14 protein-coding genes and 1 pseudogene are annotated in these 16182 nt (G+C 47.0%); 7 read left to right on the forward strand and 8 right to left on the reverse strand.

Annotated features, from left to right (window positions below):
• Positions 1 to 22: 22 nt before the first annotated feature.
• Positions 23 to 721: an extensin-like domain-containing protein gene (locus tag GC128_RS18780; RefSeq protein WP_151995566.1), complete on the reverse strand. Its 699-nt coding sequence runs from the start codon at positions 719 to 721 to the stop codon at positions 23 to 25.
• A 133-nt stretch (positions 722 to 854) separates the two neighbouring features.
• On the opposite strand from GC128_RS18780, the gene ddlA reads away from it, so the two are divergent.
• A complete protein-coding gene (gene ddlA / locus GC128_RS18785) occupies positions 855 to 1955 on the forward strand; it encodes a D-alanine--D-alanine ligase (protein WP_151995567.1) in 1101 nt (366 codons plus the stop codon).
• A 3-nt stretch (positions 1956 to 1958) separates the two neighbouring features.
• Here ddlA and GC128_RS18790 read toward each other — a convergent pair whose 3' ends face one another.
• Positions 1959 to 2189 carry a DUF2754 family protein gene (locus tag GC128_RS18790; RefSeq protein WP_134184091.1) on the reverse strand — a complete coding sequence of 77 codons (231 nt, stop codon included), beginning with the start codon at positions 2187 to 2189 and terminating at the stop codon, positions 1959 to 1961.
• 272 nt (positions 2190 to 2461) lie between these two features.
• Here GC128_RS18790 and GC128_RS18795 point away from each other — a divergent pair, with 272 nt between their 5' ends.
• A complete protein-coding gene (locus tag GC128_RS18795) occupies positions 2462 to 2788 on the forward strand; it encodes a DUF2755 family protein (RefSeq protein WP_407643533.1) in 327 nt (108 codons plus the stop codon).
• 88 nt (positions 2789 to 2876) lie between these two features.
• On the opposite strand, the gene GC128_RS18800 is transcribed toward GC128_RS18795, so the two are convergent.
• Positions 2877 to 3986 carry a DUF1615 domain-containing protein gene (locus GC128_RS18800; RefSeq protein WP_151995568.1) on the reverse strand — a complete coding sequence of 370 codons (1110 nt, stop codon included), beginning with the start codon at positions 3984 to 3986 and terminating at the stop codon, positions 2877 to 2879.
• Positions 3987 to 4181: 195 nt separating this feature from the next.
• On the opposite strand from GC128_RS18800, the gene GC128_RS18805 reads away from it, so the two are divergent.
• From GC128_RS18805 to GC128_RS18815, 3 genes are read left to right on the forward strand one after another with little or no spacing between them, the layout of a single operon-like run.
• The gene (locus GC128_RS18805; RefSeq protein ID WP_151995569.1) at positions 4182 to 4637 is read left to right on the forward strand and encodes a MarR family transcriptional regulator; all 456 of its coding nucleotides are present in this window, start codon (positions 4182 to 4184) and stop codon (positions 4635 to 4637) included.
• A 20-nt stretch (positions 4638 to 4657) separates the two neighbouring features.
• On the forward strand, positions 4658 to 5839 hold the full coding sequence (locus tag GC128_RS18810; RefSeq protein ID WP_151995570.1) for an efflux RND transporter periplasmic adaptor subunit: 1182 nt from the start codon (positions 4658 to 4660) through the stop codon (positions 5837 to 5839).
• Positions 5840 to 5849: 10 nt separating this feature from the next.
• Positions 5850 to 7385, forward strand: coding sequence for a DHA2 family efflux MFS transporter permease subunit (locus GC128_RS18815; protein WP_151995571.1), 1536 nt, complete (start codon positions 5850 to 5852; stop codon positions 7383 to 7385).
• 36 nt (positions 7386 to 7421) lie between these two features.
• Here GC128_RS18815 and sbmA read toward each other — a convergent pair whose 3' ends face one another.
• From sbmA to lpxP, 3 genes are all read right to left on the reverse strand, one after another.
• Positions 7422 to 8639 carry a peptide antibiotic transporter SbmA gene (gene sbmA, locus GC128_RS18820; protein WP_151995572.1) on the reverse strand — a complete coding sequence of 406 codons (1218 nt, stop codon included), beginning with the start codon at positions 8637 to 8639 and terminating at the stop codon, positions 7422 to 7424.
• A gap of 98 nt (positions 8640 to 8737) precedes the next feature.
• The gene (locus GC128_RS18825; RefSeq protein ID WP_151995573.1) at positions 8738 to 9259 is read right to left on the reverse strand and encodes an isochorismatase family protein; all 522 of its coding nucleotides are present in this window, start codon (positions 9257 to 9259) and stop codon (positions 8738 to 8740) included.
• Between the two features lie 56 nt (positions 9260 to 9315).
• The gene (gene lpxP / locus GC128_RS18830; protein WP_151995574.1) at positions 9316 to 10242 is read right to left on the reverse strand and encodes a kdo(2)-lipid IV(A) palmitoleoyltransferase; all 927 of its coding nucleotides are present in this window, start codon (positions 10240 to 10242) and stop codon (positions 9316 to 9318) included.
• Positions 10243 to 10638: 396 nt separating this feature from the next.
• Between lpxP and GC128_RS18835 the strand changes: the two genes are divergently transcribed.
• Together GC128_RS18835 and ampH are read left to right on the forward strand one after the other, a co-directional pair.
• Positions 10639 to 10926 carry a hypothetical protein gene (locus tag GC128_RS18835; RefSeq protein WP_151995575.1) on the forward strand — a complete coding sequence of 96 codons (288 nt, stop codon included), beginning with the start codon at positions 10639 to 10641 and terminating at the stop codon, positions 10924 to 10926.
• Positions 10927 to 11103: 177 nt separating this feature from the next.
• Positions 11104 to 12255: a D-alanyl-D-alanine-carboxypeptidase/endopeptidase AmpH gene (gene ampH / locus GC128_RS18840; RefSeq protein WP_267901653.1), complete on the forward strand. Its 1152-nt coding sequence runs from the start codon at positions 11104 to 11106 to the stop codon at positions 12253 to 12255.
• Between the two features lie 37 nt (positions 12256 to 12292).
• On the opposite strand, the gene GC128_RS18845 is transcribed toward ampH, so the two are convergent.
• Together GC128_RS18845 and ehaB are read right to left on the reverse strand one after the other, a co-directional pair.
• Positions 12293 to 12913, reverse strand: a complete 621-nt coding sequence (locus GC128_RS18845) for a helix-turn-helix domain-containing protein (RefSeq protein WP_151995577.1) — start codon at positions 12911 to 12913, stop codon at positions 12293 to 12295.
• Between the two features lie 132 nt (positions 12914 to 13045).
• A pseudogene (gene ehaB, locus GC128_RS18850) lies at positions 13046 to 15986 on the reverse strand (autotransporter adhesin EhaB).
• Positions 15987 to 16182 lie beyond the last annotated feature (196 nt).

Below are 16182 nucleotides of genomic sequence, written 5' to 3' on the forward strand. Positions count from 1 at the left end.
AAGTTTATCATACAAATTAATTTTATCGACAAAGCCCATGGCCGCGCATCCCCATATGAAAATGATTGGCATGAGCAGCGTTATATTCGGGCCCCAACGCATTGCCAAAAAATGAACAACCGTTTTCGAATACCATATGAAGATATTCACGTTCCTTCCCAGTACTCCTCCAGTCTTTCAGGACACTGATTTGTTGCTGATTGGCAAAGCTAAAACCGCTGATATCCAACGCATCTGCTGTAGCATGCTCACTGCGTCGAGCCCCTTCACGGTTGTAGATATTTCGACAGGCAAAACTCCCCAGATGGTTAATGCGCGTAAGCCTGCTGCCCATTTCAGCTTGTGCCAGCGGAACGGCGCGTTGATGAATAAACATCGTGCTGCTGAGCGCAAGCGAGCAACTTGCCAGAAAGCTGCTGTTAAGCCCTACGCTGCCAAAATCCACCACCCTAACTACGCCAGTTAGTGGGCAATTACCTTGGGTATCCGCAGACTTGCGGAAATTTATCTGTCCACGCGCCTGCGCCTGCTGCAACAACGCAAGGCAGCCTTGCGGATCGTTAACCATCTGGCGCAATTTGTAGCGAGTAACCTGCGTTGGTGGATCATCAATAGATAGTGGCGCAAAGGGATTGTATTGCGCAGGCAGGCGCTGATAGAGCCAGAACCCCACTGCGGCCATAATGGCTATGACAATCACAGTTTTCACTCCTTTCACCATCCTTTCACCCGATTTTGTTTACGGAATAATCATTATAGAAGCCGGTCGGTTTTAAGAGGCAGGAAGCACATGAATCCTCGTTATGAGCGTGGTATGTTGTCCGCCTTTGTACTGTTTAAGGATGGATTTTGGCATGGCAAAACTGCGGGTTGGTATCGTGTTTGGGGGCAAGTCAGCTGAGCACGAAGTATCATTACAGTCGGCGAAAAATATTGTCGACGCCATTGATAAATCAAAGTTTGAAGTCGTGTTACTGGGTATTGATAAACAAGGCCAGTGGCATATCAATGATGCGTCCAACTATCTGTTAAATGCAGAAAACCCGGCATTAATCGCTCTGAATCGCTCAGGGACAAATGTTGCCGTGGTGCCTGGTCAAACAGAAAACCAACTGATTGAATCCTCCTCCGCTGCATTTTTAGCGCCTGTAGATGTCATTTTCCCGATTGTTCACGGCACTTTAGGCGAAGATGGCTCTTTGCAAGGTATGCTGCGCATGGCAAACCTACCATTCGTTGGCTCCGGTGTGCTGGGTTCAGCCGTAAGCATGGACAAAGATGTCACTAAGCGTCTATTACGTGACGCTGGTCTGAATGTTGCTCCATTTATTACCCTCACCCGTTCAAACCGAAACAAAACCAGCTTTGCCGAAGTCGAAGCAAAACTTGGCCTGCCATTGTTCATTAAACCTGCCAACCAGGGTTCTTCCGTGGGCGTCAGCAAAGTAAATACCGCTGAGCAATATGAAACGGCAGTCACGTTAGCCTTCGAGTTTGACCATAAAGTTGTGGTGGAAACCGGCATTAAAGGCCGTGAGATTGAATGTGCTGTGTTGGGTAACGATGAGCCACAAGCGAGTACCTGTGGTGAAGTGGTGGTAAGCAGTGATTTCTACTCTTACGACACCAAGTACATTGATGATAAAGGCGCGCAAGTTGTTGTTCCTGCGTCAATTCCGGAAGATATTAACGACAAAATCCGTGAGATTGCAGTACGTGCTTATCAGACCCTGGAATGCAGCGGAATGGCGCGAGTTGACGTATTCCTGACAGCTGATAATGAAGTCATTATCAATGAGATCAACACACTGCCAGGTTTTACCAATATCAGCATGTATCCAAAACTGTGGCAGGCAAGCGGTTTAGATTATCAGACACTGATTACCCGTTTAATTGAACTGGCTCTTGAGCGCCATCGCCAAGATTGCGCTCTGAAGAGTTCGATTACCGCCTAAGCCCTACTCTTTCGCCGTCTCCGTATCCTCGGGTTCCGGACGACGGCGAATAATAAACCCAGCCAGCCAGAAACAAATTACCCACGTCACAAGCCCAACAGCATAATTTTGCCAGCCTTCGGTTTTAAACCCCAGCAAGCCAATCACACCATTCAAAATAAAGATCAAACCAATCGCTACAGCGTAATAGTGCCAGTCACGGCGCATTTTTAAAGAGAGTGTTTTCGCAGACATGGTGCAATCCGTCAGGGCAAAAAGAGGACTTATTGTGGCATAGGCTTAGACGAGAATCCGCACGTTAATGCGTCTCCCAAAGGATATTGTTACAGAAATTTCACCTAAGTTACAAATATGTGATCTCAAACATACATTCACAAACCAGGAGCATTCCGCCCGCTAAATTACCAACAATCTGATATTGACAACCCATATGACCTGCCAAACTCAACGCAATTGAAGTAGCAGGCCGCAGCCTGAATCGTTTTACTGTTGCATGGGAGGTCGTGATGGCTGATATGAGTTTGTCGAAACAGGTTGTTCCTGTAATAACCACGATTTCAACAACGAAAGCAGAGGGATCTACCCAGAGTAATCTGGCTTACGCTGTGTTCATTTTGTTCTGCTTTTGGGTCGGTACGCAGATACTGGGTTTGATAGTTCACTCTCCTGGAGTGCTTGAACATCTCGCGCAGGGTAATGATGCGTCACGTCCGCACATTGAAATGGGATTCGCAGTAAGCACTGTATTTGGTCTGGTACCATTCCTCGCGGGATGTACGGTAATCGGTTTGATTAGCCTTGCGCTAAAATTCTACCAACGCCACCATTTTTAAAGGTGTCTTATCCAATGCAGAGTCGAAAACTTCGTTCGTAGGGCGGGTAAGCAAAGCATCACCCGCTTAGCCACCCTACCAGTCTGACTTACAATTTCATACACGCCGCACGCCGCTCATCAACCCGCTTTGCAAACCATGCTGTCGTCAAATTTCGAGTAATTTTCGGACTCTCAAGCGTAATACCCGGCAACATTTCACGCGGCAATTTCTTGCCGGTTTTTTTCTCTGCTATCGCATAAACCTGCTGGTATAAGTCCGTTTTCTCAAAATCTATACTGTCACCTTTCTCCAGCGCGCGATGAATCTGGCTTTCACTCATATCGAGTTTGCCTGCCAGTTTCCTTACAGCCAACTCAGTGCTGCCTGCTTTATCGGTGTTGTACAGAATTAAATCGCCATCCAGCGCCAGTTTCACACCGGTTGCCTTACTGACCGCACTCTGGAATGCAGCATTACGGCTGGCATACCATCCCGCATTGAAGTCGGCAAAACGATATAGCGGCTGAGTATAATTTGCCGGGTAATTCAGCAAATGATAGGTACCGAACCATAATCCACCACGCCGAGTGAACACTTCCTGGCGCACTGTGCCTTCCATCTTCCAGGGGTAACCTGAAGTGTGCTGCTCAGCAAAGGCAATGCTGACTTGCATTGGCCCGCCAGTGTGTACCGGGTTAAGATTGCCGAAAAGTTTCTGCCCCATTGGTACCATGTCGATAAAATCATCAAATATCGCACTCAGCTGTCCTTCTGTTTTCACATTATCCAGGCGCTCGCTGTAGCTCTTTCCATTTGGCGATTCAATTAATAACGCGGTGTGGACCAGAAAAACCGGGATATGCATTTTTTCAGCGCGACGGTCTATCTCCTTCCAGGCAATTTTGCTCAGATTGGGCACCGCAGGATCAGCAACCAGATTGGATTCCTGCTGTGCGACTGCCAGTACCGAGCAAATATTCTCTTCGCTAGGCGCAATATTCTGGCTCTTGAACGTGACCGCTAAATCTTTCGCCCAACTGTTGCGGTCTTTCACGCTGGCAGGGATTTTTTGCTTCACTACACTTTCAACATCAACAGGTTTTTGGGTTTCTGAAACAGAGGGTGTGCTTTTAGTGGTACACCCCGCCAGGACAAAAATAGCACCGAGGCTGAGGGCAAAAAGCCCATGCTGTCTGCTTAAAGTGACTGTGGTCATAACGTTCCGTTGTAATTGTTTTCTAAGGCAGGATGAAACAATAGCAGTTCTGCAATCTGCCGTTTATCAGAGATTGACTGATATATGCTAAGGGCCATCGGCTCGCTGACATAAAGTGCGATCTTCTTGACATAAACTTGACACTTGATTGCCTGGTCAGTAATTTCACATGTAATTACTGACCAGGCAAATATCATGAAAAACAATCCGGGTATTATCGACAACAAATTTCATCTCGGTTTGCTTATCCACCTTGCGAACCAGTTTAAAGACCAGCTTATCAGCCAATACTTCTCTGGTATGGATATTACCGCCGCACAATTTAAGGTGCTGATTAATATTTATAAAGGTGTCACAAGCCCGGTCGAAATCAGCAAAACTCTAGTGATGGATGCTGGCGCAATGAGCCGCATGGTTGATCGTATGGTCAAACGTGAACTGATCGTTCGCTCCCCAAATCCACACGATAAGCGCCAGGTTATTCTGGCTCTTACAGATAAAGGCCAGATGATTTGCGATCGTTTTCAGAACGAGGCACTCACCTCAATTATCAGCGACCTTACCGCACGCCTGACGCAGGATGAATCCCAACAGCTGGTGACTTTGATTACCAAAATGCTGCCGGATGACATTACAGCGCCGCACCGATAACACCGAATAAAGGCCAAAAGATGGAAACCACCCCAGAAGAACACGTTAAGCGCTCCAGTAAACGCAAACGTAACTTTATTATTCTTATCCTGATTCTCATGCTGGCAGCCGCGGGCTGTCTGGCATGGTATTTCTTATATGCTCGTTATTACGAATCAACAGATGACGCCTACGTAAATGGCAACCAAGTGGCGTTAACGCCACAGATTGGTGGCACAGTGACTCAAGTTACTGCTGACGAAGGAGACTTTGTCGAGAAAGGCCAGCGACTCGTGTTGCTAGACCCAAGCGATACCAAAATTGCGCTTCAGCAAGCAGAAGCAAACCTTGCCAATACCGTGCGCCAGGTTCGCGGTTTGTACAGCACGGCTGATAATTACCGCGCTCAGGTCGCAGCAAAACAGGTTGCTCTGCAAACTGCACAAAATGACTATGCTCGCCGCCAGAAAATTTTCTCAACCGGAGCAATTGCGGCTGAAGATCTCTCGCATTATCGCGATGCAGTATCTAGTGCACAAAGTGATTTGGCTGCCGCACAACAGGCGTTACGCACCAACCTTGCGATGGTTGATGACACGGTGATTGATAGTCACCCTGAAATCAAAACCGCAGTAGCGACACTGCGCCAGCGCTATCTTGATAATGCGCGTACCACCATTGTTGCCCCTGTCAGCGGCTATGTTGCGAAACGCGCGGTGCAGTTAGGGATGAGAGTGACTTCCGGTACAACATTACTTGCCATCGTGCCACTGAATGAGGTTTGGGTTGATGCCAACTTCAAAGAAAGCCAAATGAGCACCATGCGCCTTGGGCAAAAAGTGACGCTTAGTGCCGATCTCTACGGCGATGATGTTGAGTACCACGGAACCATTGAAAGTCTGGGTATCGGCACCGGCAGCGCGTTCTCTTTGTTGCCAGCCCAGAACGCCAGCGGTAACTGGATCAAAATCGTTCAGCGTTTACCTGTGCGCATCACGCTTGACCCGCACGATATGCAGAAGCACCCGTTGCGCGTTGGCTTATCGATGAATGCCCGTGTAGATATTCGCAACAATGAAGATGGCCATCTGCTGCCACAACAAACTGTTAGCACGCCTCGCTTTACCACCGATGTTTATAAAGATTCGCTGGAAGCGGCAGATAAACTTGTGGCAAAAATCCTTCATGACAACAGCAATGCGGTAGCTTCAAGCGCCCATTAAGAGAGACGTTATGCAAGATAAAGCCGCATTTACGCCTCCCAATATGTGGCTGGCGGTGCTCGCGCTATCGCTGGCTACATTTATGCAGGTGCTGGATTCCACCATCGCCAACGTGGCGTTGCCGACCATCGCCGGTAATCTCGGCGTGAGTGCGGATCAAGGCACGTGGGTTATCACTTCGTTTGCGGTGTGTAACGCTATTGCCCTACCGCTGACCGGCTGGTTTACCCGGCGCTTTGGGCAGCTCAAGCTGTTTATTGGCTCGGTGGTGATGTTCACCCTCACCTCGTTCCTGTGCGGTTTTGCACACAGCATGACCGAGCTGATTTTCTTCCGCGCCCTGCAAGGTTTCTTCGCTGGCCCAATGTTCCCGATGTGCCAGACGCTCCTGCTGGTTATCTTCCCCTCCAGCAAACGCAGTATGGCGCTGGCGCTGTTATCGATGGTGACCGTGGTTGCGCCGATTGTCGGGCCGATTACCGGCGGCTGGATAACCGATAATTACTCGTGGCCGTGGATTTTCTATATCAACGTACCAATCGGGATTTTTGCTTCTATCGTCGTCTGGACGCAACTGCGTAGCCGTGAAGAAACCACGACTCATTCGCCCATCGACTACATCGGTATCGCTCTGCTCGTCCTCGGTGTTGGGCTATTGCAGGTAGTTCTGGACAAGGGAAATGATCTCGACTGGTTCGCCTCGTCGCACATTATTATCATGTCAACGATCTCCGCTATCTCGTTGGTGTCGTTTGTTATTTGGGAATTGGGTGAGCGCCATCCGATTGTTAACCTACGTCTGTTCAAGGACCGCAACTTTGCCATCGGTACGATTTCGCTGACGCTGGGCTACGCCGCGTTCTTCGCCATCAACATCATTTTGCCCCAGTGGCTGCAAACGCAGATGGGTTATACGGCTATCTGGGCGGGTCTTGCTGCCGCGCCAATGGGAGTGTTGCCGCTAATGATGACGCCGATTATCGGGCGCTACGCCAGCAAGTTTGATTTGCGGATCCTGGCCTCGCTGTCATTCCTGACCATGGGGGCTTCGTGCCTTATCCGTGCGCAATTCAATACCGATGTGGATTTCCGCACTATCGCCGAAGTGCAGCTGTTTATGGGGATTGGCGTAGCCTTCTTCTTTATGCCTATTACCACGATTGTGCTGTCGAACCTGAATGGCGCACAAGTGGCAGAAGGTTCCGGTCTGGCAACGTTCTTCCGTGTGCTGGGTGGTTCTTTTGCGTCATCACTCACTACGTGGATTTGGTCACGCCGTGAAGTGTTCCACCACGCAAATCTGACCGAAAGCGTGTCGATTTATAACCCTTCAGCGGTTGATTATCTGGATAAGATGGGTGGCGCGACGCAGCAGCATCTGGCGTTTGTAGATAAGACCATTGAACAGCAAGCCTACATGATGTCGACCATCGACTACTTCTGGATTTTAGGTTGGGGGTTTATGGCGCTGATTGTCGTTATCTGGTTCGCTCGACCACCGTTTGTACGTTCGGGCGCACCAGGTGCTCAGTCTGCGGGGCATTAAATCAATCTGGCGGGAATACCCGCCAGATTTCTCTTTTTAGACCGACTCACCTGCCGCTTCTACCGGAATATCCTGCAACGTGCGCTCAAAACTACGCAGACGTTTATAGATAGACATCAGCTCAACAAGCGTAGTCCACGAGCTAATCAAATACTGGAATGAACCACGAACCTGACCGAACACGTTGGTGATTTGCGTCATCAGGCCAAGCGTAATAGTCCCAGCCACAATCGATGGGAATAGCAGGAACAAGCCGAACACATTATCAACCTGCAAGTAGAGAATACGAGCAATGTTGAAGTACATGTAGTGGAAATAGAGTCGGAAATAGTTTCTGCGCACGCCATCAAACAGCTCTTTTACAGTTGGTGGAGAAGCACGAGATGGGTCGTCCTCGCCATAAACCAGCTCTTTACGATACGCCGCTTCAACACGCTGATTTTTGAACTCAAGCCCTGGCAGTTTAATCCCTACCACAGCCAGCAATCCTGTGCCCAGAAGTGACCAGATAATGGCAGCAATCACCAGGCCGTAAGGAATATGCCCAACGATCGGTAAATCTGGAACGTGAGCTGACAGAGTGACTAACACAGGCAGGAAGGCAATTAACGTCATAATCGCGTTAATAAAGCTGACACCCATATCTTCGAGAGTGGAGGCAAAGCGCATGGTATCTTCCTGCACACGCTGCGCGGCACCTTCGATATGGCGCAGCATCTGCCAGTTCTCCATGTAGTATTCGTTCATCGCGGTACGCCAGCGGAAGACATAGTGGCTGACGAAAAAGTTATTCATCACGCCAACAATCACCGCAATCAGTGCAATACCGAGAAATACGCCAACTTCATGATAGAACTGCTCAATAGTCACTTTATGGGGAGAACTAAGCGCAGTCTGAATTAAATCGTAGAATGGGGCATACCACGCATTCACCGCCACCCCCACTTCCACCAGGAACCAAGTCACGAAAATAATCAGCGAGGAGCCGAGAATGGACCAATACTGCCAACGGTGCGGGCTGTAGATAAACCAGAATAGTGCAAATATACCTACGCAAAGAGCGTAGTAGGCGTAAAACACCAGATAGCCCATCGACCAGAAACGAGCAGCACTGATTGGCACTTCGCCACTCGCGCCGGTGATATGCTCAAGCCAGTTGCCTCCACCAGCCTGCCAGAAAATAACGGCGATCATTGCCCAGATAAAAGCCGACAGGAAAAAAGCTGTCGGGCGTGGGAAAAACGATTTAAACATTACAACACTCCTGAAAACACACTCTTATTGTTATAACTTTCCCGGAAAAATAAGGCTCACTGAATGTTGTATCAAGAGATGTAAGGGTTAGTGCAGCTCTACCATTGCTCAAGGATTTCTGCGGTAGATTTTACCCGCAGGGTATTTCCAGGAATCGTAAAGTTACGCCAGACATCGTTGTAATGCTCGATCAACACTTCAGCAAGAGCCGCCGGACGATTTGCTGTGGTATGGGCGTCAAGGGCAACAGTCATGGCATAGCCGCGACTGGCTCCATTTTTAATAGTAGCGTCCACGCAATAATCTGTGGCACAACCGCACACCACAAATTCGTTTATTTTGTGGCGTTGAAGCAGTTCATCAAGTTCCGTGCGATAAAAAGCGTCACAGGCTGTTTTGGTTACATACAGCGCATCGGCTGGCTGTATTAGCTCAGGTAACAAACTAAACGCCGTGCTCCCCTGCTCAAAACCAGGTTCTGTATGTTGGATGAAAATAACTTTTTCTGCGGCATCGATCAGTTGGTTAATACGAGTCGTGCAGGTTTCACGGTTAAAACGTGGGGTATCAAATACCCCGTTTTGCATATCGATAACCATCAGTACACGTTGGGCAGGCATAATTAAGCTCTCAATGAACAAGGAAGTCATGAGCGTAGCATAAGCCTGGTTTTGCTTTAAACCGTGTAAAGTTTGGGTTGACCGTCAGGCCGGGTTTTAAAACGACGATGCAACCAAAGGTACTGTTCTGGCGCACGCATAATTTCATGCTCAATTTTACGGTTCATATATGCCGCTGCGGCTTGTTCATCATCGAGCGGGTAATCATTCATCTCAGGCCCAATAACCAACTGATAACCTGAGCCATCCGATTTACGGTACAGAACAATTGTAAGAAGCACGGGCTTCGCCAGACGGGCAATAGTGTAAGTCCCGTTAGTGGTTGCTGCCTGCGGTACAGCGAAGAAGGGTGCAAATGAACTGCCTTTTGGGCCGTAATCCTGATCGGGTGCAAACCACACCGCTTCACCGGACTTAAGCGCCTTCACCATGCCTTTCAAGTTACGCCTGTCGATCATGGCTTTATTGGAACGAGAGCGACCACGGGTCTGCACGAACTCCATCGCTTTATTATTGTGTGGGCGATACATCGCCATCATTGGTCGGCAAAGGCCCATGACGCGGCCACCTAATTCCAGCGACATGAAATGCACGCCAATGGCCAGAACACCTTTCCCTTTATCACTAGCTGCAGTGATGTGTTCAAGGCCGCTAACATCAAACCATTTCCGAACCCGCGCATCAGGCCAAAACCAGGCCATTCCTGTTTCAATCAACCCCATCCCCAACGAGGAGAAATTCTGCTTAACGAGTTCTTCAATTTGCACGTCGCTATAATGCGGGAAACAAAGTTTGAGATTCTGACGAGCAATAGAAACCCGGCGTTTAAGAAAACGCATTGATGCCCGACCAATTAAGTCACCCATTTTAAGCAGCACGGGATATGGCAGTTGCACCCAAAGCCACAAGATGGCAAGACCAAACCAGGTCAGCCAATAGCGAGGGTGAAGGAGATCTTTTCGAAATGACGGTTTGCTAGACATTTTCTGCTTCTTTATGCGTAATTGGTGTGTATCGCATAAGGAGTTAAATCATTAGCGGTACAGCGAGGTGCCATAACTAAGACGCGATCGGGCAGTAATAGTTGCAGCACAGTAATCAATGTTCCGCTGATGATACGCATTTTCTGATCAAGCTATGTATAGGAGTTGTCAGTTTTTTTGCTTATTTCCTACAATTACATCAGCAACAGGCGTTATACGCACTTTTAAGCTCAAAAAACAGACAACAAAAGTCTGATTTTGTTCTTTCTATGGTAAAACGCAACCAATCACTCCCCCATTTCTGATGAATAAATTTTCATCTTTTCACCTGTCGCAAACCGATATTTGTGCCAATACTTATTGGGATTTCCCTACATACTTCAGGAACCTGGCCCTATGAAAAAACTAACATTAGCCTTACTTTCAAGCACTCTTTTGTTCGCATCCGCAGGAGCATTTGCCGAAAACCCAGCTACCAGTACCTCAGGTATGCAGGCTGAGAAAGAACAACTCAATAACCCGGGCCATATTATTGATGACTGCCGTGCAGCTGGAAACGAAAACAAAAAAGGCTGCGAATCAGGGCACGAAATGCGTTCTGAGCACAAAGGCGACGATAAAATGCTTAAAAAAGGCGGCACAACTGACGACGTAACGCAGAAAGACGTACAAAAAACTAACTAATATCAGGTGCACCACGGCGACAAGCAGCGGTGCATTACTGAGCGAAAAACTCGTTGAAATGGCGCGTTACGCTTTTTCTTATCACATTCCTCATTTTCCGCGTTTGCGCAGCGCCATAGAGTAGTATAAATACGATCAATATCGCTTCTCTTCGTTTATGGATTACCTGCGTTGAAAATTCTTCTCCCGCGTCTTGCGGCGCTCGTTATTGCTGCGCTGCCAATTTTGAGCTTTGCACAAACATCTCCCGATCCGGTTTTTGCCTCCGAGATTGCAGACCGTTATGCCAACCATATTTATTACGGCAGCGGAGCTACCGGTATGGCGATGGTAGTGATTGATGGTAATCAGCGCGTTTTCAGAAGCTTTGGTGAAACACGGCCCGGAAATAACGTCCGTCCGCAGCTTGACTCTGTTATCCGCATTGCGTCGTTGACCAAGCTGATGACCAGTGAGATGTTGGTAAAAATGTTGGATCAGGGAAAAGTTCAGCTTAATGATCCATTAAGTAAATATGCCCCGGCGGGAGCCAGAGTCCCAACATACAATGGTAACCCTATCACTCTTGTTAATCTGGCTACGCATACAAGTGCCTTACCCCGTGAACAACCCGGCGGAGCGGCTCATCGAACTGTGTTTACCTGGCCGACACGCGATCAACGCTGGAACTGGCTTGCCACTGCAAGTTTAAAGAGCTCTCCAGGCACTATCGCCGCTTATTCAAACCTTGCTTTTGACTTGCTGGCTGATGCCCTGTCTCAGGCAGCAGGGAAACCGTATCCCGCACTGTTCGAAGAACAAATAACTCGCCCACTAGGGATGAAGGACACCACGTTCACTCCTTCACCTGACCAGTGCAAACGCCTGATGGTCGCTGAAAAAGGAGCGAGCCCGTGCGATAACACACTTGCGGCAATTGGAAGTGGTGGTGTTTACTCCACGCCTGATGACATGATGCGCTGGATGCAGCAATTCCTGAGCTCTGATTTCCATCGCCGTAATACCCAGGCAGACAGAATGCAGACGCTTATCTATCAACGTACTCAACTGACTAAAGTGATCGGCATGGATGTCCCAGGAAAAGCAGATGCTTTAGGGCTTGGCTGGGTATATATGGCGCCTAAAAATGGCAGACCAGGTATTGTGCAGAAAACTGGTGGTGGTGGTGGCTTCATCACTTATATGGCAATGGTCCCGGAAAGCAATGTCGGCGTTTTTGTCGTTGTCACTCGCTCATCATTAACTCGCTTCGTGAATATGAGTAACGGTGTGAATGATTTAGTTTCAGAATTAAGTGGGTTTACCCCACAGACTAGCCCCGCCTCTTAAGTGGTAAAGCAGGTCGGTATACCGACCTGCTTGTTTTTTAATAGCTAGTCGGTAAACGATTGACTGATTTAAGCTTGCCTTTATCCATCTCAATATAATTACCTTTGCGTAGAGCAGATAAAATTTCTGCAATAACTGAGCGTGATATTTTAGTTCTTTTTTGTACAAACGTTATGACACCGGTACGCTCACGTAATTCAGGGCTCCATGAGTCCATAATGAGCAAGGTTGCTCGAATTTGAGAATACTTTGTTGCACCAATGAAACGAGCATCACGATTCTCAAGATTATGTAAAAGGAAGGTTGTCCAGTGACAAACCGGTTGCCATAGTTTATTTTTTTCGATGATTTCAAAAGCATGGCTTATAGGAATAGTAAATCCCTGACAATCAGTTTGAGTAATTACTCGATATTTAAACTGAGAGGGCTTCAATATATTCGCCAGACCAATACATGTTGGTGCCGATACAAGATCCATCAATAGGTCATCCATTTCCCGATGTAGTACAATCGTTCCCTCACTAAAAAACAAAATAAGTTGTTCGTTATTTTCATTGAACATACCTAATTCACTGTCTGCTGGCAAATTGAAGCTCTTGCCCGCGTCCACCAACCTGCTGCGAATAGCTTCGAGCTGGGTTAATGGTTTCATATACATATCGATATTCCTTTATCTTAAGAACCACAAGAAAATGCCTGTCTCTATTCGAGACAGGCATTTATTACTGTTAATTTATTCAGATTAGATATGATTCATATTATCCCTTGAACCATATCGCTCATTATATTATTACCAGATGTATTTAACACCAACGTTTGCTGACCAATCCTGATCAACATCGCCACCACCAAGGTAGTTAGTGTCAGCATAAGCTGCGAAGTTTTTGGTGAAGCTGAATTGACTACCCAGACCTACACGTACAGCAGAACCTTCAACGCCATTGTCGATGTCATCACCGTTGACATTAGCACTGTTGCCGTTTGAATCATCATAGACATACGCCAGTTTGAAGTAAGGAGTCAGAGCTTGATCACCGTAGTTGAAGGTGTAACCCGCATCCATACCCAGTTCATAACGCATGCTGTCATAAGACTGGCTTCCCACTTTCATATCATTGCTGAGCTGATAGTTGTCGCCATCCTGGAACAAGCCAGAAATAGAAGCATATGGAGTCAAGTAACCTTGCTGATTAATCTGCCAGTCATAGCCGAGTTTCATACCGAAGCCCCAGGCATCAGAAGAAATATCGCCATCAACCGCAGATCCGTTACTCATGCGTGCAGTCAGATCATTGCTGTAGTGGCTATAGCTCAACGTAGAATCCAGGAAAATATTGTTCTGGAAACGAGCTGAAGAATAGATACGAGCAGATTGGCTGTCTTGATCGACATTACCGCTGTTATCGCTGATGCTGCCTTTCGCAAAGCCTGCTGCTGCACCGACAGTCCATTTAGCAGAGTTGCCGTCGATCTGCTTATCCAGACCAACCATGATGCCATTAACGTCTTGATCGTAGTTCAGCGTACCGTTATCGCCAGAGAAGCCACCGCCGATATAAGTAACCCATGCACCACCAGTATCACCATTTGGAGTATGGCGACCATTCGCCAGACGAGTCGCCAGAGCGTCTTGTTCCAGATTCCAGGTATTAGTGTTAGCAGAAGGGATGCTTAATGCCATATTAGCGTAATCAGTCAAACGATCCTGCTTCAGAACTACAGTATTACCTTTCTGCTCAGCTTGGTAGGTATAGGCACCCAAGTCAGCTTTATTAGCAGCAGAGAAGGTTGCACTGCTGTTCTTATCGTTAACATAGATCAGCTCATTACCTTTATAATCAGCAACAGAACCGGTACCAGTCGCGTTATCGACACGCACTTTATAGTTGCCGGTAGCAGCAGCTACAACGTCACCTACGTTATCAACTTCGTTTTGGCCTGCTTCTGTCTGATTTGTGTCATAAGCGTCGCCATTACCATTAATGGTCAGGTGACCATCAGAATTCATAGCGATAACACCATAGCCGTAGTTAGACTTAGAAGTATCGTTGGTGCGGTCATTGCTCAGATCAGCATCGAGCACATAACGGTTACTGTGAATGTCGAATGTACCTGCATGGATATTGCCAGCACTATCAGTTGTACTGGTTACATTCAGTACATCAGTACGGAACGAACTAACATTAGACTGATTAGTTTTCACATCAAAAAGACCATTGTTGGTCACAGTGATTGTGTTTGCATACAAAGCAGCATCATCCGTAGTCCAGCCCGCAGACACATCACTAGCAAGAGATACTGTACTATTATTGATAGTCAGAGAATCTGTTGCAACATGACCGTCTTCACCGATATTCAGAGAAGAACCGCCGGTCAAAGCAATAGAGTCAGAAACCAAGGAAGAATCTACAACATTTACCCGAGAACCGCTGTTGATGCTCAACGTATCAATCAGAGATGCTTTAGTCGTATCCCATTCTGAACGCCCATTCAACGTAACATTGAACAGACCGCTCTGATAAACTCCGTTACCAGCAACGTGACCTTCATTGTATGCAGTATCAGAGTTATCGATACCAATAGTTGATGATGGCCACAAGCTGTTAGCTGTGATATCGATCAATCTTGCAGTTGCATCGGTACCTGATGCATAAGTGTCGAACACACCATCACCATCAGTATCCACCTGATGTACAGACATTGCTGCACCGACCCATTTGCTACCATTATTTAGGGTAACATCCATACGGTCGGTACCATCCCAGCCGTTAGTATCAACATTGGCATCGGTATCGCGATAAGAATCAGCACCGTTCGGGAAGAAGTTCTCATCAAAGTTACTTGAGAAGAGAACATCACCCATCAGCGTGGAATTACTGAGGTTAACAGTTGTCTGCATGGCATTGTCAGCATACGGGTTGGCAATCGCAGAGATCGCAATATCATTACGAGTATCAGTGTTGCTATAATCACTTGCATTTTTGGTATTACCAAACCAGCCAGATGTACCTTCATCTGTCCATGAACCTGAAGTCACGGTAGAATCGGCCACAGTAATGGTATTATTGAACACCTCACCGCTATTTACGCCAGTGCTAACAGTGTTGTCATCAATATCTTCCCACTCATAACCCTGAGTCAGCGTAATACCCGCAACGTGTGAGTTATTTTTAATGGACAGATCAACTTCCTGATCCAGAGTGATGGCTGTACCTTTATTGTATACATTTATAATATGCGTATCTGCTGCATCATTATACGTACCGTTATAGGTATAGTGTTCGTAGTTGTCATCAATCGTTGAATTATCAACGGTCAATGCCAAGCGATCGTAGACATAACCAGTAGTGCGTTCAACACATTCAGTGGTCATACAATCGGAAGTTATCATACCGTGAATGGTACTATTTGCGATTGTCAGACTATTTTTATTGGTGTTGGTAGAAATACCATCATCCAGGTAATACGTGGAAATAACACCATTTACGGTAGATTTATTGATTACTGGGTAAATATCACCATTGTAAACACTGTCAGTACCATAGTTATTCCAGCCCGCATACCCCTGATAGTAAACACCGTCAGCGAAAGTAGAATCATTATAGTGAACGAAAGTATTGTATGTCGTACCTGAGATATCTTTAACTTGCAGCATGTGCCTGAGAAGCAATTGCCAAAGTGCAGGCTAATGCAAGTTGTGATACAACGAGTTTCTTTTTCCAAGAGTGCATTTATCATCCCTCCTCAGGGACTAGATCTTATGTTGGTCCATCAATAGTCAATGCATTAAGCGGTTATCACTAATAGATGTAATGATGTTAGCGGAAAGATTATTATGCCCCGATAGCGAATGGTTCAATTAATTTATTTAGTAAGTACGAAAAAGGACAAATAAAACAAAAATGCTGCAAGCACTTAGAACCAACA

Source organism: Buttiauxella massiliensis (genome assembly GCF_902500225.1).
Classification (GTDB): domain Bacteria; phylum Pseudomonadota; class Gammaproteobacteria; order Enterobacterales; family Enterobacteriaceae; genus Buttiauxella; species Buttiauxella massiliensis.